This is a genomic window from Rhizobacter sp. J219 (assembly GCF_024700055.1).
Taxonomy (GTDB): domain Bacteria; phylum Pseudomonadota; class Gammaproteobacteria; order Burkholderiales; family Burkholderiaceae_C; genus Rhizobacter.
This window is the reverse complement of the sequence record NZ_JAJOND010000001.1, coordinates 3,383,086-3,405,599: the sequence shown is the minus strand read 5'-3', so window position 1 is coordinate 3,405,599 and position 22,514 is coordinate 3,383,086. Positions and strand designations below refer to the sequence as shown.

General features: G+C 67.8%; 20 protein-coding genes and 1 pseudogene. 7 read left to right on the top strand and 14 right to left on the bottom strand.

The genetic code is table 11. The features are described from left to right. Positions 1-5: 5 nt before the first annotated feature. Both LRS03_RS26580 and LRS03_RS16015 read right to left on the bottom strand, forming a co-directional pair. Entirely contained in the window at positions 6-533 is a 528-nt protein-coding gene (locus tag LRS03_RS26580; protein WP_308296431.1) for a sensor histidine kinase, read from the bottom strand. Then, on the bottom strand, positions 517-2,091 hold the full coding sequence (locus LRS03_RS16015; RefSeq protein WP_308296430.1) for a PAS domain-containing protein: 1,575 nt from the start codon (positions 2,089-2,091) through the stop codon (positions 517-519). The genes LRS03_RS26580 and LRS03_RS16015 overlap by 17 nt, the downstream gene beginning before the upstream one ends. Before the next feature lie 100 nt (positions 2,092-2,191). On the opposite strand from LRS03_RS16015, the gene LRS03_RS16010 reads away from it, so the two are divergent. From LRS03_RS16010 to LRS03_RS16000, 3 genes are all read left to right on the top strand, one after another. Next, positions 2,192-4,522, top strand: a complete 2,331-nt coding sequence (locus LRS03_RS16010; RefSeq protein ID WP_257829580.1) for an NADP-dependent malic enzyme — start codon at positions 2,192-2,194, stop codon at positions 4,520-4,522. Between the two features lie 297 nt (positions 4,523-4,819). Continuing rightward, a complete protein-coding gene (locus LRS03_RS16005) occupies positions 4,820-5,176 on the top strand; it encodes a guanyl-specific ribonuclease (RefSeq protein ID WP_374685108.1) in 357 nt (118 codons plus the stop codon). A 43-nt stretch (positions 5,177-5,219) separates the two neighbouring features. Beyond that, positions 5,220-5,615, top strand: coding sequence for a barstar family protein (locus LRS03_RS16000; protein WP_201809742.1), 396 nt, complete (start codon positions 5,220-5,222; stop codon positions 5,613-5,615). On the opposite strand, the gene LRS03_RS15995 is transcribed toward LRS03_RS16000, so the two are convergent. The 4 genes from LRS03_RS15995 to LRS03_RS15980 are packed head-to-tail and all read right to left on the bottom strand — an operon-like array spanning position 5,590 to position 10,219. Beyond that, entirely contained in the window at positions 5,590-5,835 is a 246-nt protein-coding gene (locus LRS03_RS15995) for a hypothetical protein (protein ID WP_257826633.1), read from the bottom strand. The two genes, LRS03_RS16000 and LRS03_RS15995, sit on opposite strands and share 26 nt — an antisense overlap. Beyond that, positions 5,832-6,596 (bottom strand): 16S rRNA (adenine(1518)-N(6)/adenine(1519)-N(6))-dimethyltransferase RsmA, encoded by a 765-nt coding sequence (gene rsmA / locus LRS03_RS15990; RefSeq protein WP_257826632.1) that lies wholly within the window; start codon positions 6,594-6,596, stop codon positions 5,832-5,834. Before rsmA ends, LRS03_RS15995 begins: the two co-directional genes overlap by 4 nt. Before the next feature lie 15 nt (positions 6,597-6,611). Beyond that, the gene (locus LRS03_RS15985) at positions 6,612-7,925 is read right to left on the bottom strand and encodes a peptidylprolyl isomerase (protein ID WP_257826631.1); all 1,314 of its coding nucleotides are present in this window, start codon (positions 7,923-7,925) and stop codon (positions 6,612-6,614) included. A 5-nt stretch (positions 7,926-7,930) separates the two neighbouring features. Then, positions 7,931-10,219 (bottom strand): LPS-assembly protein LptD, encoded by a 2,289-nt coding sequence (locus LRS03_RS15980; RefSeq protein WP_257826630.1) that lies wholly within the window; start codon positions 10,217-10,219, stop codon positions 7,931-7,933. A gap of 173 nt (positions 10,220-10,392) precedes the next feature. Here LRS03_RS15980 and LRS03_RS15975 point away from each other — a divergent pair, with 173 nt between their 5' ends. Then, the gene (locus LRS03_RS15975) at positions 10,393-11,463 is read left to right on the top strand and encodes an aminoglycoside phosphotransferase family protein (protein ID WP_257826628.1); all 1,071 of its coding nucleotides are present in this window, start codon (positions 10,393-10,395) and stop codon (positions 11,461-11,463) included. A 33-nt stretch (positions 11,464-11,496) separates the two neighbouring features. Here LRS03_RS15975 and LRS03_RS15970 read toward each other — a convergent pair whose 3' ends face one another. Continuing rightward, positions 11,497-12,486, bottom strand: coding sequence for a LysR family transcriptional regulator (locus tag LRS03_RS15970; RefSeq protein WP_257826627.1), 990 nt, complete (start codon positions 12,484-12,486; stop codon positions 11,497-11,499). A gap of 197 nt (positions 12,487-12,683) precedes the next feature. Here LRS03_RS15970 and LRS03_RS15965 point away from each other — a divergent pair, with 197 nt between their 5' ends. The 3 genes from LRS03_RS15965 to LRS03_RS15955 all read left to right on the top strand — a co-directional run bounded on the left by LRS03_RS15965 (position 12,684) and on the right by LRS03_RS15955 (position 15,289). Further along, entirely contained in the window at positions 12,684-13,106 is a 423-nt protein-coding gene (locus tag LRS03_RS15965) for a DUF4148 domain-containing protein (protein WP_257826625.1), read from the top strand. A 44-nt stretch (positions 13,107-13,150) separates the two neighbouring features. Continuing rightward, positions 13,151-13,567 carry a DUF4148 domain-containing protein gene (locus tag LRS03_RS15960; protein ID WP_257826624.1) on the top strand — a complete coding sequence of 139 codons (417 nt, stop codon included), beginning with the start codon at positions 13,151-13,153 and terminating at the stop codon, positions 13,565-13,567. A 66-nt stretch (positions 13,568-13,633) separates the two neighbouring features. Next, positions 13,634-15,289, top strand: coding sequence for an NAD(P)/FAD-dependent oxidoreductase (locus tag LRS03_RS15955; protein ID WP_257826623.1), 1,656 nt, complete (start codon positions 13,634-13,636; stop codon positions 15,287-15,289). Here the strand turns inward: LRS03_RS15955 and LRS03_RS15950 are convergent. From LRS03_RS15950 to LRS03_RS15920, 7 genes and pseudogenes are all read right to left on the bottom strand, one after another. Further along, positions 15,278-16,594 carry an amidohydrolase gene (locus tag LRS03_RS15950; protein ID WP_257826621.1) on the bottom strand — a complete coding sequence of 439 codons (1,317 nt, stop codon included), beginning with the start codon at positions 16,592-16,594 and terminating at the stop codon, positions 15,278-15,280. The two genes, LRS03_RS15955 and LRS03_RS15950, sit on opposite strands and share 12 nt — an antisense overlap. Further along, positions 16,591-17,052, bottom strand: a complete 462-nt coding sequence (locus LRS03_RS15945) for a hypothetical protein (protein WP_257826619.1) — start codon at positions 17,050-17,052, stop codon at positions 16,591-16,593. Before LRS03_RS15945 ends, LRS03_RS15950 begins: the two co-directional genes overlap by 4 nt. A gap of 165 nt (positions 17,053-17,217) precedes the next feature. Continuing rightward, positions 17,218-18,694, bottom strand: a pseudogene (locus LRS03_RS15940) (M20 family metallopeptidase). An 88-nt stretch (positions 18,695-18,782) separates the two neighbouring features. After that, positions 18,783-20,216 (bottom strand): aldehyde dehydrogenase family protein, encoded by a 1,434-nt coding sequence (locus LRS03_RS15935; protein WP_257826617.1) that lies wholly within the window; start codon positions 20,214-20,216, stop codon positions 18,783-18,785. A gap of 39 nt (positions 20,217-20,255) precedes the next feature. Further along, on the bottom strand, positions 20,256-21,125 hold the full coding sequence (locus tag LRS03_RS15930) for an alpha/beta hydrolase (protein ID WP_257826615.1): 870 nt from the start codon (positions 21,123-21,125) through the stop codon (positions 20,256-20,258). A gap of 69 nt (positions 21,126-21,194) precedes the next feature. Further along, positions 21,195-22,088 carry an alpha/beta fold hydrolase gene (locus LRS03_RS15925; RefSeq protein WP_257826614.1) on the bottom strand — a complete coding sequence of 298 codons (894 nt, stop codon included), beginning with the start codon at positions 22,086-22,088 and terminating at the stop codon, positions 21,195-21,197. Between the two features lie 153 nt (positions 22,089-22,241). Beyond that, positions 22,242-22,415 carry a hypothetical protein gene (locus tag LRS03_RS15920; protein ID WP_257826613.1) on the bottom strand — a complete coding sequence of 58 codons (174 nt, stop codon included), beginning with the start codon at positions 22,413-22,415 and terminating at the stop codon, positions 22,242-22,244. Positions 22,416-22,514: the final 99 nt, after the last annotated feature.

The window sequence follows — 22,514 nt, the reverse complement described above, 5'->3', positions numbered from 1 at the left end:
GGCCCTCAGGTGGTGGTGCGCGCTTGCGCGCTGGCCCTGGCCGCCGACTGGCCCACGGGCGCCGCCGGCAGGGTGAAACGGAATTCTGCGCCGCCGGTGTCGTGCAGGCCACCCTCTGGTGGCGGCAGGTTCTGGAAGTCGAGCACACCGCCGTGCTGTTCGATCACCGTGCGGCACAGGCTCAAGCCCAGGCCCATGCCTTCGGCGCGGGTGGTGAAGAAGGGCGTGAAGAGGCGTTGCGCCACGTCGGGTGGCACGCCGCGGCCGCGGTCGATCACGCTGAAGCTGACCCAGCGCTCGTGCGACTGCCGAACGCGGATCAGCAGTTCTCGTTTCGGCAGAGGCGTGGTGGTCTCCATCGCCTGGATGCCGTTGCGGGTGAGGTTGAGCAGCACCTGTTCGAGCATGGTGCGGTCGCACTCCACGCGTGGCAGCGGGGTGGGCAGGTCGAGTTCGATGCGTGCACCGCTCTTGCGCGCTTGCAGGCGCACCAGCGGCAGCACCGACTCGATCAGGTCATCGACGCGGACCACCTCGCGCGCCTGCTCCCGCCGTCGCACGAAGTCGTGCACGCTTTTGATCACACGGCCGGCGCGTTCGGCCTGCTCGGCGATGCGTTGCGCGGCCTGGCGCAGTAGCGCCTGCGTTTCGGGGCTGGCGGCCTGCTGCTCGTCGTTCATCAGGTTGAGCGAGCCGGTGGCGTAGCTCGCGATGGCGGCAAGTGGCTGGTTGAGACTCGTGGCTGAGCAGCGAGGCCATCTCGCCGACGGTGGCCAGACGCGCGGTGGCCTGCAGACGCTCCTGCTGCTGGCGCGAGATCTCTTCGACGCGGCGCTGGCCGCTCACGTCGAGTGCGGTGCTCATCCAGCCGGTGTGGCGGCCGTGCCCGTCGACCAGCGGGGCTTCGAAGATCATCACCGCGAAACGTTCGCCGTTCTTGCGCATGAAGACTGTCTCGTGGCCTTCGGCGGGCGGCGGTGTGGCGCCGGTCAGGCGCACCTGCTGGCGCGCGGTGTACTCCTGCACGTGCTCCGGCGGCCAGTAGGGCGGCGACGATTGGCCGATCAGCTCCTGCGGCGAGAAGCCCACCATGTTGCAGAAGGCCGGGTTGACGTAGGTGATGCGGCCCTGCAGGTCGCGGGCGCGCAGGCCGGTGATGAGAGAGTCTTCCATCGCCTTGCGCACCGCGAGCGCTTCGGCGAGCGCGGCCTCGGCGGCGGCCCGGCGGCGCACGTCGCGCGCCAGCAGCACCACCACGGCGCCGAGGGCGAGCGTGAGGCTCAGCACGAGCGCGACGGTGAGGTTGGGGATCAGGCGGGCGCGGCCCTTGCCGCTGTCGAGCCGCAGCTGCAGCGTGAGGCCGGGCAGGTCGAGCACACGGTCGCTGCGGAAGACACCGGTGCCGCGCGGCAGCCCGGCACGCGCGAGCCGGGTGCCGTCGCCTTCGACGAACGAGAGTTCGTGGTTGCGGATCACGTCGGTGGTCACCACGTCGCTCAAGAGCTGCGTGAGCGAGAAGGTGCCGACGACGTAGCCGGTGATCTCGCCGGCGTTCTGCGAGGGCAGGCACACGTCGACCACTTCCAGGCCCATGCCGCCCGGCAGGGGCACGAAATAGCTGCGCGAATAGGAGGGGCCGGCCTGGCGCTGCGCGTTGGCGCAGGCGAGCTGGGCCTCGAACTCCATGCGGTCGCGCGGGATCTGCGTGAAGATGGCCGTCTGATAGGGCGAGTTGACGGCGGACTCGACGCGCATCGTGGCGTCGCGCCGCTCGATGCGCAGCAGCTCCCGGCGCACGCGCAGCACGTCGCTCGCATCGGCGCGCCATTGCAGCACCGGAGGGTTGTTCCAGGTGAGCGCCTGCAGGTCCTGCAGGTCGCTGCTGAGCGCGTGGCGCAGGTCACCGATGGCGGTGGCGGCCGCGGCGTCGACCTGCTCCTGCGCGCGGTTGTTCTCGTAGTCGAGCGTGAGCCAGACCAGCAACGACTGCGCCACGAGCAACAGCCCCACGAGCGCACCCCACAGCAGCGCCCGGCGCCAGCGCCGCGGGCGGGCCGACATGGCGGGCAGGGTCAGCGTGGAGTTGTACATGCGGCCAGTATTGCGGACGACAGTGCAGCGGCGATACGCAATTACGCGCACGACGCCGCACGGGGCGCTCCTACAATCGCTGCCCACCGTTGGCGCACCCCTGCGCACGGGATGCCAAGACCGAGAGAGATGGCCATGGTTTACTTCAGAAGAAAAGCGTGCCGAGTTGCGCCGCGCTGCCCTCGAGTACCACGAGTTCCCAACGCCCGGCAAGGTGGCCATCGCCGCGACCAAGCAGCTGGTCAATCAGCGGGACCTGGCACTCGCCTATTCGCCCGGCGTGGCGGCGGCCTGCGAAGAGATCGTGGCCGACCCGGCGAACGCGTTCCGCTACACCTCGCGCGGCAACCTCGTCGCGGTGATCACCAATGGCACGGCCGTGCTCGGACTGGGAGACATCGGCCCGCTGGCGGCCAAGCCGGTGATGGAAGGCAAGGGCGTGCTCTTCAAGAAGTTCGCCGGCATCGACGTCTTCGACATCGAGGTCAACGAAAAGAACCTCGACAAGCTGATCGACATCATTGCCGCGCTCGAACCCACCTTCGGTGGCATCAACCTCGAAGACATCAAGGCGCCCGACTGCTTCTATGTCGAGCGTGCGCTGCGCAGCCGGATGAACATCCCGGTGTTCCACGACGACCAGCATGGCACCGCCATCGTCGTTGGTGCGGCGGTGCTGAACGCGATGCGCGTGACCGGCAAGAAGCTCTCCGAGATCAAACTGGTGTCGTCGGGCGCGGGGGCGGCGGCGCTCGCCTGCCTGAGCCTGCTGGTGAAGCTTGGCCTGCCGCGCGAAAACATCTGGGTCACCGACCTCGCCGGCGTGGTCTACGAAGGGCGCACCGAGCTGATGGACGAAGACAAGGTCGTCTTCGCCCAGAAGACGACGCTGCGCACGCTGGCCGAGGTGATGGAAGGCGCTGACGTCTTCCTCGGCCTGTCGGCCGGTGGTGTGCTCAAGAAGGACATGGTCGCCAGGATGGCCAAGCAGCCGGTGATCCTGGCGCTGGCCAACCCGACGCCGGAGATCCTGCCCGAGGAAGTGAAGGAAGTGCGCAGCGACGCGATCATCGCGACCGGCCGCACCGACTACCCGAACCAGGTCAACAACGTTCTCTGCTTCCCGTACATCTTCCGCGGTGCGCTCGATTGCGGCGCGACCACGATCACGGTCGAGATGGAGATCGCGGCCGTGCATGCGATCGCCGAGTTGGCGCAGGCGGAGCAGAGCGATATCGTCGCCGCCGCCTATGCCGGGGTGACCCTGAGCTTCGGCAGCGACTACCTGATCCCGAAGCCCTTTGACCCGCGGCTCATGATGAAGATCGCGCCGGCGGTGGCGAAGGCGGCCGCCGAGTCGGGCGTGGCCACGCGGCCCATCAAGGACCTCGACGCCTACCGCGACAAGCTGCAGACCTTCGTCTACGCCTCCGGCACGACGATGAAGCCGATCTTCACCATCGCGAAGGCTGCGCAGCACAAGCGCGTGGCCTATGCCGAGGGCGAGGAAGAGCGCATCCTGCGGGCGGTGCAGGTGGTGGTCGACGAAAACCTCGCCCGGCCCACCCTGATCGGCCGGCCGGCCATCATTGCGCAGCGCTGCGAAAAGTTCGGGCTGCGCCTGCAGGCGGGGCGCGACTATGACGTGGTCAACGTCGAGCAGGACGACCGCTACCGCGACTACTGGCAGACCTACTACCGCATGAACGCCCGCAAGGGCGTGACGCAGCAGTACGCCAAGATCGAGATGCGCCGCCGCCTCACGCTGATTGGCTCGATGCTGCTGCACAAGGGCGAGGTCGACGGCCTGCTCTGCGGCACCTGGGCCACGACCGCGCTGCACCTGCACTACATCAACCAGGTGATCGGGCTGCGCAAGGGCGCCAAGACGTATGCCTGCATGAACGGCCTCATCCTGCCCAACCGGCAGGTGATGCTCGTCGACACCCACGTCAACTACGACCCGACCGCCGAGCAACTGGCCGAGATCACCATCATGGCGGCCGAGGAGATGAAGCGCTTCGGCCTGCTGCCCAAGGCGGCGCTGCTCTCGCACAGCAACTTCGGCTCCAGCAACCAGCCCTCGGCCATCAAGATGCGCGAGGCGCTGGAGATGATCCGTGAACAGGCGCCCTGGCTGGAAGTGGATGGCGAGATGCACGGCGACGCCGCGCTCGATGCCGCCTACCGCCAGCAGCTGATGCCCGACTCCACGCTGACCGGTGAGGCCAACCTGCTGGTGCTGCCCAACATCGATGCCGCCAACATCGCCTACAACCTGCTCAAGACGGCGGCTGGTGGCGGTATCGCGATCGGCCCGGTGCTGCTGGGGGCGGCCAAGCCCGTCCACATCCTCACGCCGTCGGCGACCGTGCGGCGGATCGTCAACATGACGGCACTCACCGTGGCGGACGCCAACGGCGTGCGCTGAACGGCCGGCAAGGCCGTGCGCCGCGGGCGGTCAATGTGACAGCGGCGTCATCTCCGGGAAAACGGCAAGCGAACGGCTGCTGAGGTTTCTCGGGTATTAATTGGCCTGAGTTATTTCGTAAGTTTGTGCTCGCAAACAAACCCTTGCCAGTGCCTCATATTGAGGCAGCGGCTTGAGCTTTCCGCCCTGATTCGGTACCATCTCGGCTTCATATTTCAGGGATAACCCGTGGTTCTCTTCGGTCGGCAGCTTGGGTGGCCGTCCCTTCGAAAGTCGGCGCTTGCCAACTTTCTGGTGATGGTGGTTCTGGCAGGTGCCGCATTCTGGGGCGATGGCGTTGCCGCCAAGCCGCCCGCAGCGCTGATCCAGGCGGTGCCGCTAGCCAGCCTTCCGATTGAAGCCCAGGAGACCGAGCGCCTCATCCGTGCCGGCGGACCCTTCCCATATGAAAAAGACGGCAGTCGCTTCGGCAATCGCGAGCGGCTGCTGCCGGTTCAGGCTCGCGGCTACTACCGCGAATACACCGTCAAGACACCCGGGTCGCGCAACCGTGGCGCGCGCCGCATCGTGTGTGGGGGCCATCAGCCCACTGCGCCCGATGCCTGCTTTTACACGGACGACCACTACGCGAGCTTTCGTCGCATCGTGAAGTGAGCGTCACAAGGTTTTGTTTTGAACCCTAAGGAGGAACGTGACCATGCTGTTGCAGACAGTCCGTCCAAACATTGTCCAGTCGATACGCGCCTACCGCGTAGATGAGCTGCACGACGCGGCGCAAGGCGCGGGTCAGCACTTTCTCTACGCCAACCTGACTTCGGCCCAGACCAAGCAGGACGTCATGGAAGCCATTGCCGAGTCGTTCCTCTTCCCGGCGCACTTTGGCAAGAACCTCGATGCCTTGTACGACTGCATGACGGACCTCGTTCACAAGTCGGGCGCTCAGCCTGGCTTCGTGGTGGTGCTGGAGCAGTTGCCCGACAACCCGCGCTTCGACCGTGAGGCGCGCGAGCAGTTGCTCGATGTCTTCCGCGACGCGGCCGATTTCTGGGCCGAGCGAAAGATACCGTTCAGGTGCTTCTATTCTTTTCAGTAGCCCGCTCCCAAGAACAAGGGTCATGGGAGCGGGCAAATGAAACGGCCCAGAACACTGCAGAAAAGCCCACCAAGGTGGCAGCCAAGAACGCGGCGAATGCCAGCTTCGGCATGAACATGCCGATGATGAGCAGCGCCTTCGATACCTCGATGTGGCTGACAGCCGCGTGAGCTGAGCGCAGCGTGTTCGACGAAAGAGCGGCTTCGGCCGCTCTTTTCATTTCTGGCTCAAGGCGCGCGCAAGGGTGAGGTATTCCGCCACGGGCACTTCTTCGGCCCGGCGCTGCGTGTCGAAGTCACCGCTGAAGCCGCGTTCGGTCAACCAGCGCCCCAGTGTGTGGCGCAGCAGCTTGCGGCGCTGCGAAAAGGCGACGGTCACCAGTTCGCCGAGCAGGGCGGCGTCCAGGCCATCGGGGCTCGGAAGGGGCACCATGCGCACCACGGCCGAGTCCACGCGCGGTGGAGGATCGAAGGCTTCCGGCGGAACCTCGAGCACCGATTCAATGGCGTAGCGCCACTGCAGCATCACCGAGAGCCGCCCGAAGTCCTTGTTGCCGGGGGCGGCGGCCATGCGGTCGACCACTTCCTTCTGCAGCATGAAGTGCTGGTCGAGCACGTGCTCAACCGATTCGAGCAGGTGGAAGAGGATGGGCGTGGAGATGTTGTAGGGCAGGTTGCCGACCACACGCAGCTTCTGGCCGGCGGCTTTCGCGAGCGCGCTGAAGTCGACCTTGAGCACGTCGGATTCGACCACCGTCAGTTCCGGGCGCTTGCGCAGCCGTGCGGCGAGGTCACGGTCGAGCTCCACCACGGTGAGGTGCTTGCTGCGCGTGACCAGCGGATCGGTCATCGCGCCGAGGCCTGGCCCGATCTCGACCAGCGCCTGGCCGGGCCGTGGGTCGATGGCCTCGACGATGTTGTCGATCACCGACGCATCGGCCAGAAAGTGCTGGCCGAATCTCTTGCGCGGGATGTGCTTCAAACGCGCTCGCGCCGGTTATTGCGGCGGCTCACGCAGCTCGACGTAGGCGCGGGCGCGCAGCTCGCGCACCCATTCGAGGTAGGCCTCTTCGAACTTCTGCTCACGCAGCGCACTGCGGGCCTGTTCGCGCTGTTGCTTTGCGTCGAGCGTGACCTTGCGGCGCTCCATCACCTGGATCAAGTGCACGCCAAAGCGCGAGACCACGGGGTCGGACAGGCCGTTGAGCGCCAGTGCGTTCATCGCCTCTTCGAACTCGGGCACGAAATTGCCGGGCGAGACCCAGCCGAGGTCGCCGCCTTGCGCAGCGCTGCCGTCTTCCGAGTTGTCGCGAGCGATCTGGTCGAAGGTGCGGGTGCCGGCGGCGATCTGGCGCTTGAACTCCTGCAGGCGGCGGATCGCGGCCTCCTGGCTCAGCTGGGCCGAGGGCCGCAGCAGCACGTGGCGGGCACGGGTCTGCGTGACGGTGAAGGCGCCGGTCTCGTTGCGTGCCAGCACCTTGAGCACGTGAAAGCCCGCCGAGCTGCGCAGCAGCGTGGGGGTGAACTCGCCTGCCTTCAACGGGCTCACGGCGTTGACGAAGATGTCGGGGAGCTGGCTGGCCGGCCGCAGGCCGATCTCGCCGCCCTTGGCGCGGTTGGTGTCTTCCGACACCTCGCGGGCCACCGCGTCGAAGGCTTCGCCCTTGCGCAAGCGTTCGAGTGCGGCCTCGGCGCGGGCGCGGCGCTCTTCCACCACGTTGGCCGGCGCGTTCTCGGGCACGATCACCAGCACCTGGGCGAGGTTGAATTCGGTGGCGCTGCCCGCGGCGGCGCGTTGCTTGTCGAGCCAGGCGTCGACTTCTGAATCGGTGATGCGGATGCGCCCCTGCACCTCGCGCTCACGGGTGCGCTCGACCAGCAACTGGTCACGGATGTTCCTCCGGAAGCGCGCGTAGTCGATGCCCTCGCGGCGCAGGCGCTCGCGCAGTTGTTGCGGCGTGAGCTGGTTCTGCGCGGCCACGTTGGCCATCGCACGTTCGAGTTCGGCGTCGTCGAGGCGCATGCCGCTGTCGCGTGCGTTGGTGATGATCACCCGCTCGTCGATCAGGGCATCGAGCACTTCGCGCCGGAGTTCCTCGTCGGGTGGCAGCTGGGCGTTGCTGCGGCGGGCGTTCTCGCGCACCTGCGCCATGCGCTGTTGCAGTTCGGCGGCGGTGACCAGCTCCTGGTTGACGATGGCGACGATGTAGTCGGCCGTGCGAGGGGCGCTCCGTTGCGCGTGCGCGGGCAGGCCTGCCGCGAGCGTGAGCGACAGCAGGGCGAGACAGGGCCAGTGGCGGATCGGTGTCATGGGGTTCAGGGGACGGTCGGCGCGGAGGCCTCGGTGGGCGTGTCGTCACGCAGCAGGCGGTAGCCGGGGATATTGTCCTTCAAGACCCTCAGCGGGTTGGTGCCCAGGCGCGACAGGCCGACGAACTCGATTTCAAAGCCAAGCTGGGTGGTGGCGTCTTGCCGGCTGGTCGACACCCGCTTGGCGACCAGGCGGCCGATCCAGCAGCCGGCGTCGTATTCGAAGCCGAGCACCGAGTCGGTGACGCGGCTTTCGCGCATGCTGTAGCTGACGCGGCCGACGCTGTACCAGGCGCCGGAGCATTGTTGGGTGGGCGGGCTCCTGCTGTCACGCACCCGCCCATAGATCGGCCATTGCCAGCCGAGTTCAACCTGCTCGCTCTCGTCGCGCTTGAAGCGGTAGGCCGAGTAGAGGGTGCGGTAGGGGCCTGGCGAATAGCGCGCGCTCAGCAGCGAGCGTTTGGTGCGCGAGATCTCCGGGCTGTATTGCACGCCGGCTTCGAGCTTCCACTGCGGCCAGAAGCTGGTTGACCCCATCAGCAGCAGGTCGGACACGCTTTCAGTGTTGGGGACCTCGTCGGTGGTGATGCGCTGCTCCGAGAGCAGGAGCCGCTGGGCAATGCCGACCCGCAGCGCTTCGGCGCCGGTCTGCGCGTCCAGCATGCGGGTGGTCACGCCAGCGGTCACCTGGTGTGCGTCCGACACCCGATCGATGCCAGAAAAGTCGTTGTCGCTGTAAATCGAGTCGAAGTTGAAGTCGCGGGCGGCCGTGTCGAACAAGGGCAGGCCGGTCTGGTCGCGGTAGGGTGTCTTGACGTAGTAGAGGCGCGGCTCGAGCGTCTGGTGCATGCCACGGCCGAACCAGGTGGTGTCCCGCTCGAGCACCCAGGCGCTGTCGAGGCTGAAGGTCGGGATGGTGCGGTTCAGCTGGCGCTGGCCGATGAACTCGCCGGCCGTGAGCGGGCGGTCGAGGCTGTACGAGGCGGCGTTGAACGAGAACTTGGGCACGAGGCTCCACCCCGGTGTGACCATCGGCCAGCTCAGTGAGCCGATGGTGTGCCAGCGCTGGCCCGTCATGCGGGCGCGGTCGATGGTGTCGTTGGGGTTGGTGAACCGGTTGTACTCCGTCTGCATGCCGAACTCGAATCCGCCCGGCAAGGCCTGCGTGCCGTGAAACCCGACCTGCGGATACCGGTCGTAAGGCGCGACGATCTGGTTGACCGGGTCGGCATCTTGCAGCAACTGCCAGCGCAGCACGCGCGCATAGGTCTTCCACTGGCCGAACACCGGCGCATGCACTTGCGCATCACCGGTGAGCAGCCGCGGCGTGAGGCTCGGGTAGTCGCCGGGAAAGTCTTTCCAGTAGTCGTTGTCGGAGACCCGCACCACGTCGGCCTTGTAGTAGCCGGTGCCGAAAAGGTTGCCCTCGTGCAGGTAACCCGCCGAGTGCCGGCTGTGGCCGGTGAGCCGGTCGTTCGGCAGGAAGCTTGTCTTGAGCACCCCTTCGTCGCTGCGCTCCAGATAGCGGAACTCCGTGCCCAGCCCGAGCCCGCGTTTGGCGAACACCATCGGCGTGAGCGTGGCGTCGCGGTTGGGGGCGATGTTCCAGTAGTAGGGCACCGAGAGCTGCAGGCCACTCTTGTTGTCCACGCTCGTGGTGGGCGGCAGCCAGCCCGACTTGCGTGCGTCGGTGAGCGGGAAGCTCAGCACCGGCGCGGCGAGGATGGGCACGCCGTAGAAGCGCAGCACCGCACCTTCGGCGATGCCCTCGTTGTTCGGAAAATCCATGCGCACGCGGTCGGTCGACAGCAGCCATGCGGGCGTGGCGTCGCCCTCGCGGGGACAGCTCGTGTAGTTGCCGCCGGTGGCGATGGCGACGTCTTCGCCCATCAGGTCGAGCCGCGTGGCGCTGCCGCCCGCCTGCGTGCGCGAGAAGAAATACGTCGGGTTGACGAAGTAACCCTGGTAGGTGCCGAGCTGCAACAGCAGCTCGGGCCCGCTGTAGACGTTGCCGTCGCGTGTGATGCGCACATTGCCCTGGGCACGGGCGGTGTCGGTGGCCTGGTCATAGCTCAGGCGGTCGGCGCGGATCTCGATCGGCCCATGGCGCAGTTGTGCATCGCCTTCGGCCACCGCATCGAGGTCGGGTCGCGCTCGAACTTCTTTCGCTTCGACGACGACCGGCGGCTTGCCGGTCGCCGCCGTCGCGGGCTGGGCCCACGCCGAAGGCCAGGCGCCGACCGCAAGGCAGGCCGCCGCGATGGCGTGGTGGCGATGTCGAGGGGCGTGGTGCAAAGGAAGACGAGGAGAGCGCGAGAAGAGGGAGAAAGGGCGAAGGGGCGCAGCATCGCGGACTGTCCCTTGCCGCATCGAGGCCACCTGCGGGGGTCGATTTGTAGAATCGATTATCGACGAGGGATGAGGGCATCCAGCCCTCAATTCCCCTAGCCCGCAGCCTGCTTCCCCCTATGGTCACCACCTCCCTTCCCGCCGCGATCGCGTGGCCCGACGATGCTCGCCGCGAGCGATTCGCGGCCTGGCTCGCTACCGCCGCACAACGCCACGACTTCGACCCGCAGAGCTTGCGGGCGGCGAGTGCCGACGCGAGCTTCCGCCGCTACTTCCGGGTCGACGGCGCCGGCCGCTCCTTCATCGTGATGGATGCCCCGCCGCCGCAGGAAGACGTGCGCCCCTTCATCGCCATCGCGGCCATGTTCGAAGGTGCCGGCCTCAATGCGCCGCGTGTGCTGGAGCAGGATGCAGAACACGGCTTCCTGTTGCTGAGCGACCTCGGCTCGCAGCTCTACCTGCAGGCCCTGCAGCAGGCGCAGGCGGCAGGGGACCTCGCCGGTGCCGCCGTCCTGATGCGCGATGCGACCGCGGCGCTTGTGCAGTGGCAGACCCGCGCCGATGCGAGCGGTCTGCCTGCCTATGACGATGCCCTGCTGCGCCGCGAGCTGCAGCTGTTCCCCGACTGGTGCGTGGCCAAGGAATACGGCGTCACCTGGACGGCCGAGCAGCAGGCGCGCTGGCAGAAGGTGTGCGACCTGCTGGTCACAAGCGCGCTCGCGCAGCCCACCGTCGCCGTGCACCGCGACTACATGCCGCGCAACCTGATGATCTGCCCGGCCGAAGCCGGCAACCCCGGAATCCTTGACTTCCAGGACGCGGTGCGTGGCCCCATCACCTACGACATCGCGAGCCTGTTGCGCGATGCCTTCATCTCCTGGGAAGAAGAGCAGGAGATCGACTGGGCGGTGCGCTACTGGCAGCAGGCGAAGAAAGCCTCGTTGCCGGTGCCCGACGACTTCGGCGACTTCTGGCGCCAGCTCGAATGGATGGGCCTGCAGCGCCACCTCAAGGTGCTCGGCATCTTCTGCCGCCTGAAGCACCGCGACGGCAAGCCCAACTACAGCCGTGACCTGCCGAGGTTCTTCCGCTACGCCCACAAGGTGGCGGTGCGCTACAACGGCCTCGGGCCGCTCGCGCACCTGCTCGAGCCGCTGATGGGCACGTCACGCAGTGACGCCTTCTATTGACTGCGCAGCGACGCGTTCTACTGACTCACGCCGTCACTGCAGCAGGCTGCGCTGCTCCGGCACTGCCACCTGCGGGCAGGTCTCGCAGCCGGCCGCCTGCAGCCACGGGTCGTGTTCGCGGCCACCGAAGGTCTGCACCAGGAAGTCGATGAAGGCGCGTGTGCGTGCCGGCACGTACTTGCGCGTGGGCATCGCGGCGTAGAGGCGCAGCGTCAGCACGCGCCACTCGGGCAGCACACGCTCCAGCGCGTGTTCGAGCAGGGCGTCTTCGACCACGTACGACGGCAGGCCCGAAATGCCCATGCCGGCCAGCGCCGCGGCGTACATCGTGTCGCTGTGGATGGTCGACAGCGCCGGGCGCGCCGGCACCAGCGTCACCGATTCGCCGGCAGGTTCGTCGTCGCCCCAGGGGCCGCGGTGGAAGGTGATCTCGCGGGCGAAGCTCGGCAGCATGGCCTCGTGGCGGTGCAGCTCCTCGGGGTGCTTGGGCCGGCCGTGGCGGTCGAGGTAGTCGGGTGAGGCGCAGGTGATGACCTCCGAGCGGGCCAGCAGCCGCGCCACGAAGTCGCCGTTCAGCGGCTGCAGGCCCACCTGGATGATGCTCACGTCGTAGTTCTCGTCCACCGTCTCCACCGGCCCTGGCGCGGCCAGCTCCAGCGTCACCTTGGGGTACAGCTCGCGAAAGCGCGGCAGGTGCTTGGCGATCTGGTGCACCGCAAAGGCCGGTGGCACCAGCACGCGCAGGTGGCCGCGCGGCTCCGAGGTGGCGGCGCTGGCCAGCGCTTCGGCCTCTTCCACCTCGGTCAGGATCTGCCGCACCCGTTCGAGGTAGAGCTCGCCGATGTCGGTGAGCGCCAGGCGGCGCGTCGTGCGGTTGATCAGGCGGGCGCCCAGGTGCTCTTCGAGGTCGGCCACGAGGCGGGTCACCACCGCGGCCGAGAGGTTCAGCTGCCGCGCCGCGCCGGCAAAGCTGCCCTCTTCGATCACCCGGGAAAACACCCGCATGGAATGGAGTCGGTCCATCGCTTACATCCTCATCGTTGCGTTTTTTGCAATGCGTTGTTTGAGGATAGGTTATTTATTGATGGTTTGGCAATGTCTACAGTTCGCTCCATCGATGAGCCGAATCTGACTAACACGACTCACCGAGGCTGGACAAGACGGAGAACCCTAGACCGCCGTGCCCGGTAAACGTCTCAACCACCGTCAAGGAAATCATCATGAACCGCAAGCAAGTCTTCACCGCCGCCGCCATCGCTCTCTTCGGCTCGTCTGCCGTTTTCGCTCAAAGCAGCGAAATCGACCTGCAGCACTTCGGCCAGAACCAGGCCTCGACCGTGAGCCGCGCCGCCGTGCGCGCCGAGGTGCTGTCGGCCCAGGCCAAGGGTGAACTGACCGTGCCGAGCGAAGTGATCGCCGCCGCCGTGCCGGCCCGCAGCGCCAGCCCCTTCGCCACCCGCGTGACGCGCGCCCAGGTGAAGGCCGAACTGGCCGGCGCCGACCTCGTGACGCCGCCGGAAGTCGCCGCCTGGAAGGCCCCCGCCGGCTCGACCATCAGCCGCGAAGCCGTGCGTGCCGAAGCCCGTGCCCAGGCCCGCACCGACATCTATCAGGACAAGTCCCGCATCGGCGCTGGCTACTGATCCGCCGCTTTCGACATCGAACTGAACACACTGGAGCCATCACCATGAACCGCAAACATGCCCTCGCCCTGGCCCTCGCCGCGTTTGGCTCGGCCGCCTTCGCCCAGAGCGGCGAACTTGACCTGCAGCACTTCGGTGCCACGCAGCCCAGCACCACCACCCGCGCCGCCGTGCGCGCCGAGGTGATCAAGGCCCGCGCCAACGGCGAGAACCTGCTGCCCGCCGAAGCCGACATCGCCGGCGTCTTCCAGAAGGCGCCCGCCGCGAGCACCGTGACCCGTGCGCAGCGCCGTGCCGAAGTGCTGCAGGCGCGCAGCGAAGGGGCTTTCGACCGCCCGGCCGAAGTCGACGTCAACGCCACGCCGATCGTCTCGACCCGCAGCCGCGACGAAGTGCGCAAGGAAGCGATCGCCGCCACGCGCAATGGCCAGGCCGCGCGTGGAGTCGGCGCCGGCCACTGAGCGCCAGTGCCTCCGAGCAGGCCGCCTTCGGGCGGCTTGTTTTTTTGTGTGCGGGACAATCGCAGGATGCTCCGTATCACCGAACTGCGACTGCCCCTGGACCACCCCGAAGCGGCGCTGCGCCCGGCTGTCGTGCAGCGGCTGGGCATCGACGATGCCGCGCTGAAGGCGTTCACCGTGTTCAAGCGCAGCTACGACGCGCGCAAGAAAAGCGCGATCCAGCTCATCTACACGCTCGACTGCGAGCTGGCCGACGAGGCCGAGGTGTTGGCGCGCTTCCAGGGCGACCCGCACATCCGCCCATCGCCCGACACCCGCTACCAGTTCATTGGCCATGCGCCGGCCGATTTCGCGGCAAAGGGTGAAGGGCGACCGCTCGTCGTCGGCTTCGGCCCTTGCGGCATCTTCGCGGCGCTGATCCTGGCGCAGATGGGCCTGCGCCCGATCGTGCTGGAGCGTGGCAAGGAGGTGCGCCAGCGCACGCAGGACACCTGGGGCCTGTGGCGACGGCGCGAGCTGAACCCCGAATCGAACGTGCAGTTCGGCGAGGGCGGCGCCGGCACCTTCTCCGACGGCAAGCTCTACAGCCAGATCAGCGATCCGCGCCACCTCACGCGCAAGGTGCTGACCGAGTTCGTGAAGGCCGGCGCGCCGGAGGAGATCCTCTTCGTCAGCAAGCCGCACATCGGCACCTTCCGGCTGGTCAGCATGGTCGAGAAGATCCGCGCCGACATCGAAGCGCTGGGCGGCGAGATCCGCTTCCGGCAGCGTGTGACGGATCTCCACATCGACGACGGCCAGGTGCGTGGCGTGACACTCGCCTCGGGGGAACAGATCGCAAGCGACCACGTGGTGCTGGCCCTCGGCCACAGCGCCCGCGACACCTTCGCGATGCTGCAGCAGCGCGGCGTCTTCATGGAGGCCAAGCCCTTCTCGGTGGGCTTTCGCATCGAACACCCGCAAAGCCTGATCGACAAGGCGCGCTTCGGGCCCAACGCAGGAAACCCCATCCTCGGCGCCGCCGACTACAAGCTGGTGCATCACGCGAAGAACGGCCGCTCGGTCTACAGCTTCTGCATGTGCCCCGGCGGCACGGTGGTGGCCGCCACCTCCGAGCCCGAGCGGGTGGTGACCAACGGCATGAGCCAGTACTCGCGCAACGAGCGCAATGCGAATTCGGGCATCGTCGTCGGCATCTCGCCGCAGGACTACCGCCAAGACAAGGGCGATGGCCCGGTGAACCCGCTCGACGGCATTGCCTTCCAGCGCCAGCTCGAATCGCAGGCCTTCCTGCTCGGCGACCGCGCCTACGGTGCGCCGGGCCAGCTGGTCGGTGACTTCATCAAGGGCCAGGCCTCGAAGGTGCTGGGCCGGGTCGAGCCCTCGTACAAGCCCGGCGTGCACCTCACCGACCTCGGGCCGAGCCTGCCCGACTACGTCATCCACGCCCTCCGCGAAGCGCTGCCTGCCTTCGAGCGCCAGATCAAGGGCTACTCAATGCCCGACGCGGTGCTGACCGGCGTGGAGACACGCACCTCTTCACCGCTGCGCATCACGCGCGGTCGCGACTACCAGAGCCTGAACGTGAAGGGCCTGTACCCCGCCGGCGAAGGCGCGGGGTATGCGGGCGGGATCATGTCGGCCGGGGTCGACGGCATCGAGGTCGCCGAGGCCGTCGGTGCGAGCCTCTTGAATCTTCAGCGCGCCGATTCAACGCGATAGCGCGAGGTAGTCGAGCGCCAGCAGCCCGAGCGTGAGCGCGCCGAGTTGCATCGCGTCTTCGTCGAAGTCGAAGTTCGGCGAATGGTTGGTGGCGGCGTCCATCGGCGTCTTGCCCTTGGGCGGCGCGCCGAGGATGTAGAACAGGCCCGGCACCACCTTCTGGTACTCGGAGAAGTCTTCCGACGCGCTGATCTTCGGAATGGGCACCACCTTGCCGCCGCTTGCGCGCTGCAGCGTCGGCGTCATCGTGTCGGTGAGGGCCGCGTGGTTGACCGTCACGCTGTACGAGGCCGGCCCGAAGGTCACCCGTGCCTTCGCGCCGCTCGCTTCGGCGATCTTCTCGGCGGTGGTGGTGATGCGCTGCTTGGCCTCGGTGCGCATCTCTTCGTCGAAGGTGCGCAGCGTGCCCAGCATCTCGACCTTGTCGGGGATGATGTTCTCGCGGTTGCCGCCGTGGATGGCGGCGATCGTCAGCACCACCGGCTCGTGGTTGATGTTGAGCTGGCGGCTCACCACCGTCTGCAGGCCGGTGATGATCTGCGCGGCGACGACGATCGGGTCGGTGCCCGTCCACGGCGCGGCGCCGTGGGTCTGCTCGCCGGTGACGTCGATGCGCAGGGTGTCTGCGCCGGCCATCATCGGCCCGCTGCGCACACCCAGCGTGCCGGCTGCGAGGTTGGGCGAGAGGTGCAGCCCGAACACCGCATCGACCTTCGGGTTGTCGAGCACGCCTTGCGCCACCATCGCGCGGGCGCCCCAGGCGCTGTGATCGTCTTCGGGCAAGCCCTCTTCGGCGGGCTGGAAGATGAACTTCACCGTGCCCGGGATTTGCTGTCGGATGCCCGCCAGCGCTTCGGCCACGCCCATCAGGATGGCGGTGTGGCCGTCGTGGCCGCAGGCGTGCATCACCGGCGTGTCCTGCCCGCGCAAGCGTGCTTTCACGCGCGAGGCGAAGGGCAGGCCGGTTGCCTCCAGCACCGGCAGCGCGTCCATGTCGGCACGCAGCGCCACCACCTTGCCGGGGCGGCCGCCCTTGAGGATGCCGACGACACCATGGCCCGCGATGCCGGTCTTCACCGTCAGCCCGAGGTTGCGCAGGTGCTCCGCCACCAGGCGTGCGGTGCGTGCCTCCTGGCCCGAGAGTTCGGGGTGCTGGTGGATGTCACGGCGCCACGCGACCATCTGCGCCTGCAGCGCCGCGACGCGCGGCGCGAGCACGGCACTGTCGAGTGCCTGGGCCGGGGCCGCCGCGCTGCCGGCGAGCAGCGTGGCGCAGAGCAGTGTGCGCAGAAGGAGCAGCTTCATTGCGCGCGGAAATACTTTTCGGGGTCGAGGAGGGCGCCCGGCTTCCAGGCCACGCGGACCTTGGCATCGGCCTGCACGAGCTGCACGCGGCGCATCGAGCGTTCCAGCCGTTCGTGGGCGTTGGTCGAAACCTGGAAGAAGGTCTCGCCCATCTTCAGCACCGACGAGAACACGACGCGTGCGCTCTTGCGGTCGGGCGCGATCTCGATCTCGTGCAGTTCGTGCGTGTATTCGATGGTGAGCATGCCGCCGGCCTTCTCGCCCGCCAACTCGAAGAACTGGAACATCTCGCGCAGGCGCTCGCAGGCTTGCGTGCCGTTCATCGTGAGGGTGGTGGTGCGCCCCGACATGCGCGTCTCCTGCGTCACCTGTGCCTTGCTGGCGTATTGTTTGCACAGCGCTTCGGGATCGCGGCTGTAGGTCGCGTGAGATTGCTGCCGGTAGAAGTCGCGCACCATCTCCTCATCCAGCTTGCGACCGTCGACCCCGTAGAACCAGCCGCCCCCCCGCCGCTGCGATCAGCAGCAAGACCCACTTCACCATTCGAATGCTCCCCGTTGTCTCGCGCCGCGCACGTCCACAGGAGCGCGCTGGCGGGCCAGTCTACGAGGCAAAGCGCGCGTTCACGGGCAGGCGGCCATCACCTGGGCCACGGCGGCCGTGAGTTTTTTCCCATAGGGCACGTGCAGGAACTCGTTGGGGCCGTGGGCGTTGCTCTTGGGGCCGAGCACGCCGCAGACCATCATCTGCGCCTTCGGGAAGCTCTGTTGCAGGAGGCTCATCAACGGGATGGTGCCGCCTTGGCCGATGTAGCCGCAGGGCGCGCCGTAGTGGGCTTGCGAGGCCGCCTGCAGCGCGTCTTCGAGCCAGGGCGCGAGGCTCGGCGCGTTCCAGCCGGTGGCGCCTGCGGCCCCCGCGCGGCCATCGGCCCCGAAGGTGACCTTCGCGTTGTAGGGCGCGTTGTCTTCCAGCAGCACCTTGAGCTTCTCGGCCGCCTCGTTCGCGTCGACCGTGGGCGGCAAGCGCAGGCTGAGCTTGAACGCGGTGTACGGGCGCAGCACGTTGCCAGAAGCTCTTCCATTCCGGAAAACCGTCGGCACCCGTCACGCTCAGGGTGGGCCGCCAGGTGCGGTTGAGCAGCGCTTCCAGCGGGTCGGTGGTGGTGGGCAAGGCGGGGCCGCCGTCGGCGCCGCAGGCCCAGGGGAAACGCTTCCAGACCTCGTCGCCGAGGATCTTCGCGGTGGCCTGTGCCTGCTCGACGCGGTCGGTGGGGATGGTGCAGTGAAAGCTCTCGGGCAGCAGCCGCCCGGTCTTCGAGTCTTCGAGCCGGTCGAGCACCTGGCGCAGGATGCGAAAGCTCGACGGCACCAGACCGCTCGAATCGCCCGAGTGCACGCCCTCGGTCAGGATCTCCACGCGCAAGGTGCCGCTCACCATGCCGCGCAGGCTGGTGGTGAGCCAGAGCTGGTCGTAGTTGCCGGCGCCGCTGTCGAGGCAGACCACCAGGGCCACGTCGCCGAGGCGCGGCGCGAGGGCGTCGATGTAGGCGGGCAGGTCGAACGAGCCGCTTTCCTCGCAAGCCTCGATGAGGCCCACGCAGCGCGGGCGCGGAATGCCTTGCGCATCGAGCGCCTCGATGGCGGTGATGGCGGCATACACCGCGTAGCCGTCGTCGGCGCCGCCGCGGCCGTAGAGCAGGCCGTTCTCGTACTTCGCGGTCCAGGGGCCGAGGTCGTTGCGCCAGCCGGTGAACTCGGGTTGTTTGTCGAGGTGGCCGTACATGAGCACGGTGTCGGTGCTCCCTGATTTGGTGGCCGGCACCTCGAAGAAGATCACCGGCGTGCGGCCCGGCAGGCGCACCACTTCCAGCTTCAGGCCGGCGACCTTGCGTCCCTCGACCCAGCTGGCCGCATCACGCACCACCTGGTCGATGTAGCCGTGCTGTTGCCAGTCGGCATCGAACATCGGGCTCTTGGCCGGGATCGCGATGTAGTCGGTGAGCGCGGGGACGATCTGCTCGTCCCAGGCGCGGTCCGCGTACGCAGCGAGCGCGGTGGCTTCGTCAGGCTGGATCGGTTGCAGGGGGTCGCGTGCGTTCATGGCGTGCTCCTCGAGACGGCCGATCCAGTGTAGACAAGCAAAAGGGGCTTGCCTTGTGGCAAGCCCTCTTCGTCGAGTGCGGTAACGATCAGGCCCGCTTGAACTGCATGGACTTCACTTCCAGAAAGTCTTCCAGCCCCCACTTGCCAAACTCGCGGCCGTTGCCCGACTGCTTGTAGCCGCCGAACGGCGCCTGCATGTTGAAGCCGCCGCCGTTGATGTCGACCATGCCGGTGCGGATCTTCTTCGCCACTTCCTTCGCGCGCTCGTCGGTCGAGGCCCACACGCCGCCGGAGAGGCCGTAGATGCTGTTGTTGGCGATGGCGATGGCTTCGGCTTCGTCCTTGTAGGTGAGGATCGACAGCACCGGGCCGAAGACTTCCTCTTGCGCCAGGCGCGAATCGGGCTTCACGCGGCCGAAGACGGTGGGCTTCACATAGAAGCCCTTGTTCTCCAGGCCTTCCGGGGCACCGAGGCCGCCGGTCAGGAGCTCGGCGCCTTCGTCGAGGCCGATCTGGATGTATTCCTGCACCGTGTCCTGCTGCGATTTCGAAGCCACCGGGCCCATCACCGTGGTCTCGTCGAAGGGGTCGCCGACCTTGTAGGCGGCGGTTACGGCCACCGCGATCTTGGCCACTTCGTCGTACTTGCTCTCGGGCACCACCATGCGGGTGTGCGCGGTGCAGGTCTGGCCGGCGTTGAGGAAGCAGGCCTGCACCGAGCCCTTGACGGCGGTCACGAGGTCGGCGTCTTCGAGGATCACCGAGGCCGACTTGCCGCCGAGTTCGAGCGCCACGCGCTTGATGGTTTCGGAGGCCTGCGCCGAGATGCGGCGGCCGGCACCGGTGGAGCCGGTGAACGACACCATGTCCACATCGGGGTGCTTGACCATCGCCTCGCCGACGATCGTGCCGCGGCCGGTGACGAGGTTGAACACGCCCGCCGGCACGCCGGCCTCATGGATGACCTCGGCCAGGATGAACGCATTGAGCGGCGTCACGTCGGCCGGCTTCAACACCACCGTGCAGCCCGCGGCCATGGCCGCGGCGACCTTGGCGCCGATCTGGTGCAGCGGGTAGTTCCACGGCGTGATCGCCGCGACCACCCCCACCGGTTCGCGCACGATGGTCGAGTGGCCGGCCTGCTCTTCCCAGTGGAAGCTCTCCACCAGCTTGGCGTAGTACTTGAAGACCGCGATCGGCGAGCCGGCCTGGATCGGCAGCGACTGCTTGAGCGGCATGCCCATCTCGGAGCTGATGGTTTTGGCGATCTCGCCGGCACGTGCCTTCAGGCCTTCGTGGATCTTCAGCAGGTACGCACCGCGCTCGGCCGGCGTCAGCGCCGCCCAGGGTTCGAAGGCCGCCTTGGCCGCGGCCACGGCACGGTTCACGTCGTCGGCATTGCCACGCACGACGCTGGCGATTGCGTCACCGGTGGCGGGCGAGATCACCGCGCCGGGCGTTTCCTGGCCCAGGCTGGCCACCCATTGGCCGCCGATGTACAGCTTGTCTTTCTGGATCATGGTGTGCTCGCTCGCGTGAATTAGGACGGGGGTGCAATTTTAGGCACCCGACCCTTTCAGCGACTGCAACCAAGATGACAACACCGCCAGCACCTCGGCCTGCTCCGGCTCGTTGAAGATCTCGTGATAGAGCGGGCCAAACTCGCGTGTGGTGACCACCGACTTCGGCGCCGTCGCCGCAAAGTCGCGGCTGCCGGAGGGCGCCACGCAGCGGTCGCTGCCGGCGTAGAGCAAGAGCGTGGGCACCTTCCAGCGGGCGGCGTGGTGGCGCACCCACTCGCCGTTGCCGAGGATGAAGCGTGCCAGCCGCGGCGTGATGCGGTCGTGCACCAGTGGGTCGGCGTTGTAGGCGGCTACGACCTTCGGGTCGCGCGAGATCCATTCCGGCTTCAGACCGTTGTTGACCGCCAGGTCGGGCGCCAGCGCGCCGAGGGTGGCGAGCAGCAGTTTCTGGATGGCGTTGGTGTCGGCCGCGAGGGCCGGCGACGACAGCACCAGTGCGTCGACCGGCCGGTGCCAGTCGCCCGGGGCCTCGCCGGGGCGAGCCACGCCCTGGCCGACAAAGCGCGAGGCGATCAGCCCACCCATGCTGTGGCCCAGCAGGACCAGCGGACCGGGCGTGTGCTGGCGCACGTGGTCGATCATCTGGCCGAGATCGCGCAGCAGGTCGTCGTCGCTCGTGATCTTGCCCTTGGGGCCGTCGCTGCGGCCGTGGCCGCGGTGGTCGTAGCCGGTCACGTGCCAGCCGGCGGCGTTGAGGTGCGCGGCCACATGGGCGTAGCGCCCGATGTGTTCGCCCAGGCCGTGCACGATCAGCACGGTGCCGCGGGCGGCGGCGGTGTCGGGGGCCGGCCAGTGCTGCACATGCAGGCGCTGGCCGTCGGTGGTGGTGAGGGCGGCGTAGGTCATGGGGGCGCACCCTACGCACTTCGGGCAGTCCCGCCAAGCGGGACTTGCGCTCAGGCGTTGTGAACGGGCTCAGGCCGCCATCACGATGCGGTCGAGCCCGTTCGACAGGCGCGGGTCGATGCGGCCGGTGATCCACGCATTGACCGTCGCTTCGTGCGAGATCGGCCCCAGGTGGCCGGCACCGGGCACCTCGGCGCGCAGCACGTTGGGCAGCGCATGGGCCAGCAGTTCGGCCACGCGCCGCGCGGGGGTGCGCGTCTGCGAGCCGTGCATCAGCAGGATGGGCATGGTCAGGCGTGCCAGCAGGCTCTTGTGCCAGCGGGCGGTGAAGCAGGCGTCGAAGTGGCGCGGCACGGCCGGCATGCGCCGCGCGATGGCATCGCGCTGGCTCGCGGCCATCTGATTCCAGCTGGTGTCGCCGGCCCAGTAGCCCATGAAGAAGGCGGCGGCCTGGTCGATCTCGCCGCGTTGCACCAGGCCGCGTGCGGTGTGGGCCACGTCGGTGATCTCCATCAGCGATGGGTCGCGTGGGGCCAACTCGCGCAGCACGCCGAAGGCGACCGGTTCGTACAGGCTCAGCGAACGCACCCGCTCAGGGTGGCGCAGCGCGATCTGCAGGGCGACGACCGCGCCGTAGGAGTGTCCGACCAGATGCACGCCGGGCGCACCGGGCTGAGGGTGGGGGGTGTCCATCAGCGCGGCCACCGCCTGCGCGTCGGCCTGCAGCGCGTTCATCGTCGCGCCCGGAAACGGCGGGCTCATGCCGTGGCCGTGCAGGTCGGGCAGCAGCACCCGCCAGTGGCGCGACAGGATGTTGGCAAGGCCTTGCCACTGCGCGTGGGTGCCAGCCGTGGCGTGCAGGCACACCACCAGGTCGCCCGCGCCCTGGGTGCGGGCCGACAGGCGGGACGGGAGGTTCAGGGGGTCGGGGGCGTCGGGAAAGGCGTGGGTCTCGAAGCTCATGGCGTGTCCATCCGGTTCATCGGGCACAGCGCAGCGGGTGGCGGCGCCGTCTCGGCAGACCGTGAGGATGGAACGTCCGCGTATCAGCCGGATGTCGCGCGCCCGGCCGGTGTGATTCATTCGTTGCACGCGCGTTTCCGCGCCGCTTGCAACTCAGTGCGATATGTCTTTGGTGCGGGTGCGCGAGACGCCGGTGATGACGCCCAGGCCGGCGAGGATGATGCAAGTGATGGCCACGTAGGTGGCCGACACCCCGGCCAGCACCAGGGCCCAGGCCACGCCGCCGATCAGGAGGGCGAAGCCGATCATGTAGAGCGCGAAAGACATGGAGATGCTCCTTCTGTCTGCGGAACGTGGGCAGCACTGTAGGGAGCGCCAGGCGCGTCGCCGATCGGTGCGGGCCGGCAATTGGCGTAGGCAAGCGCC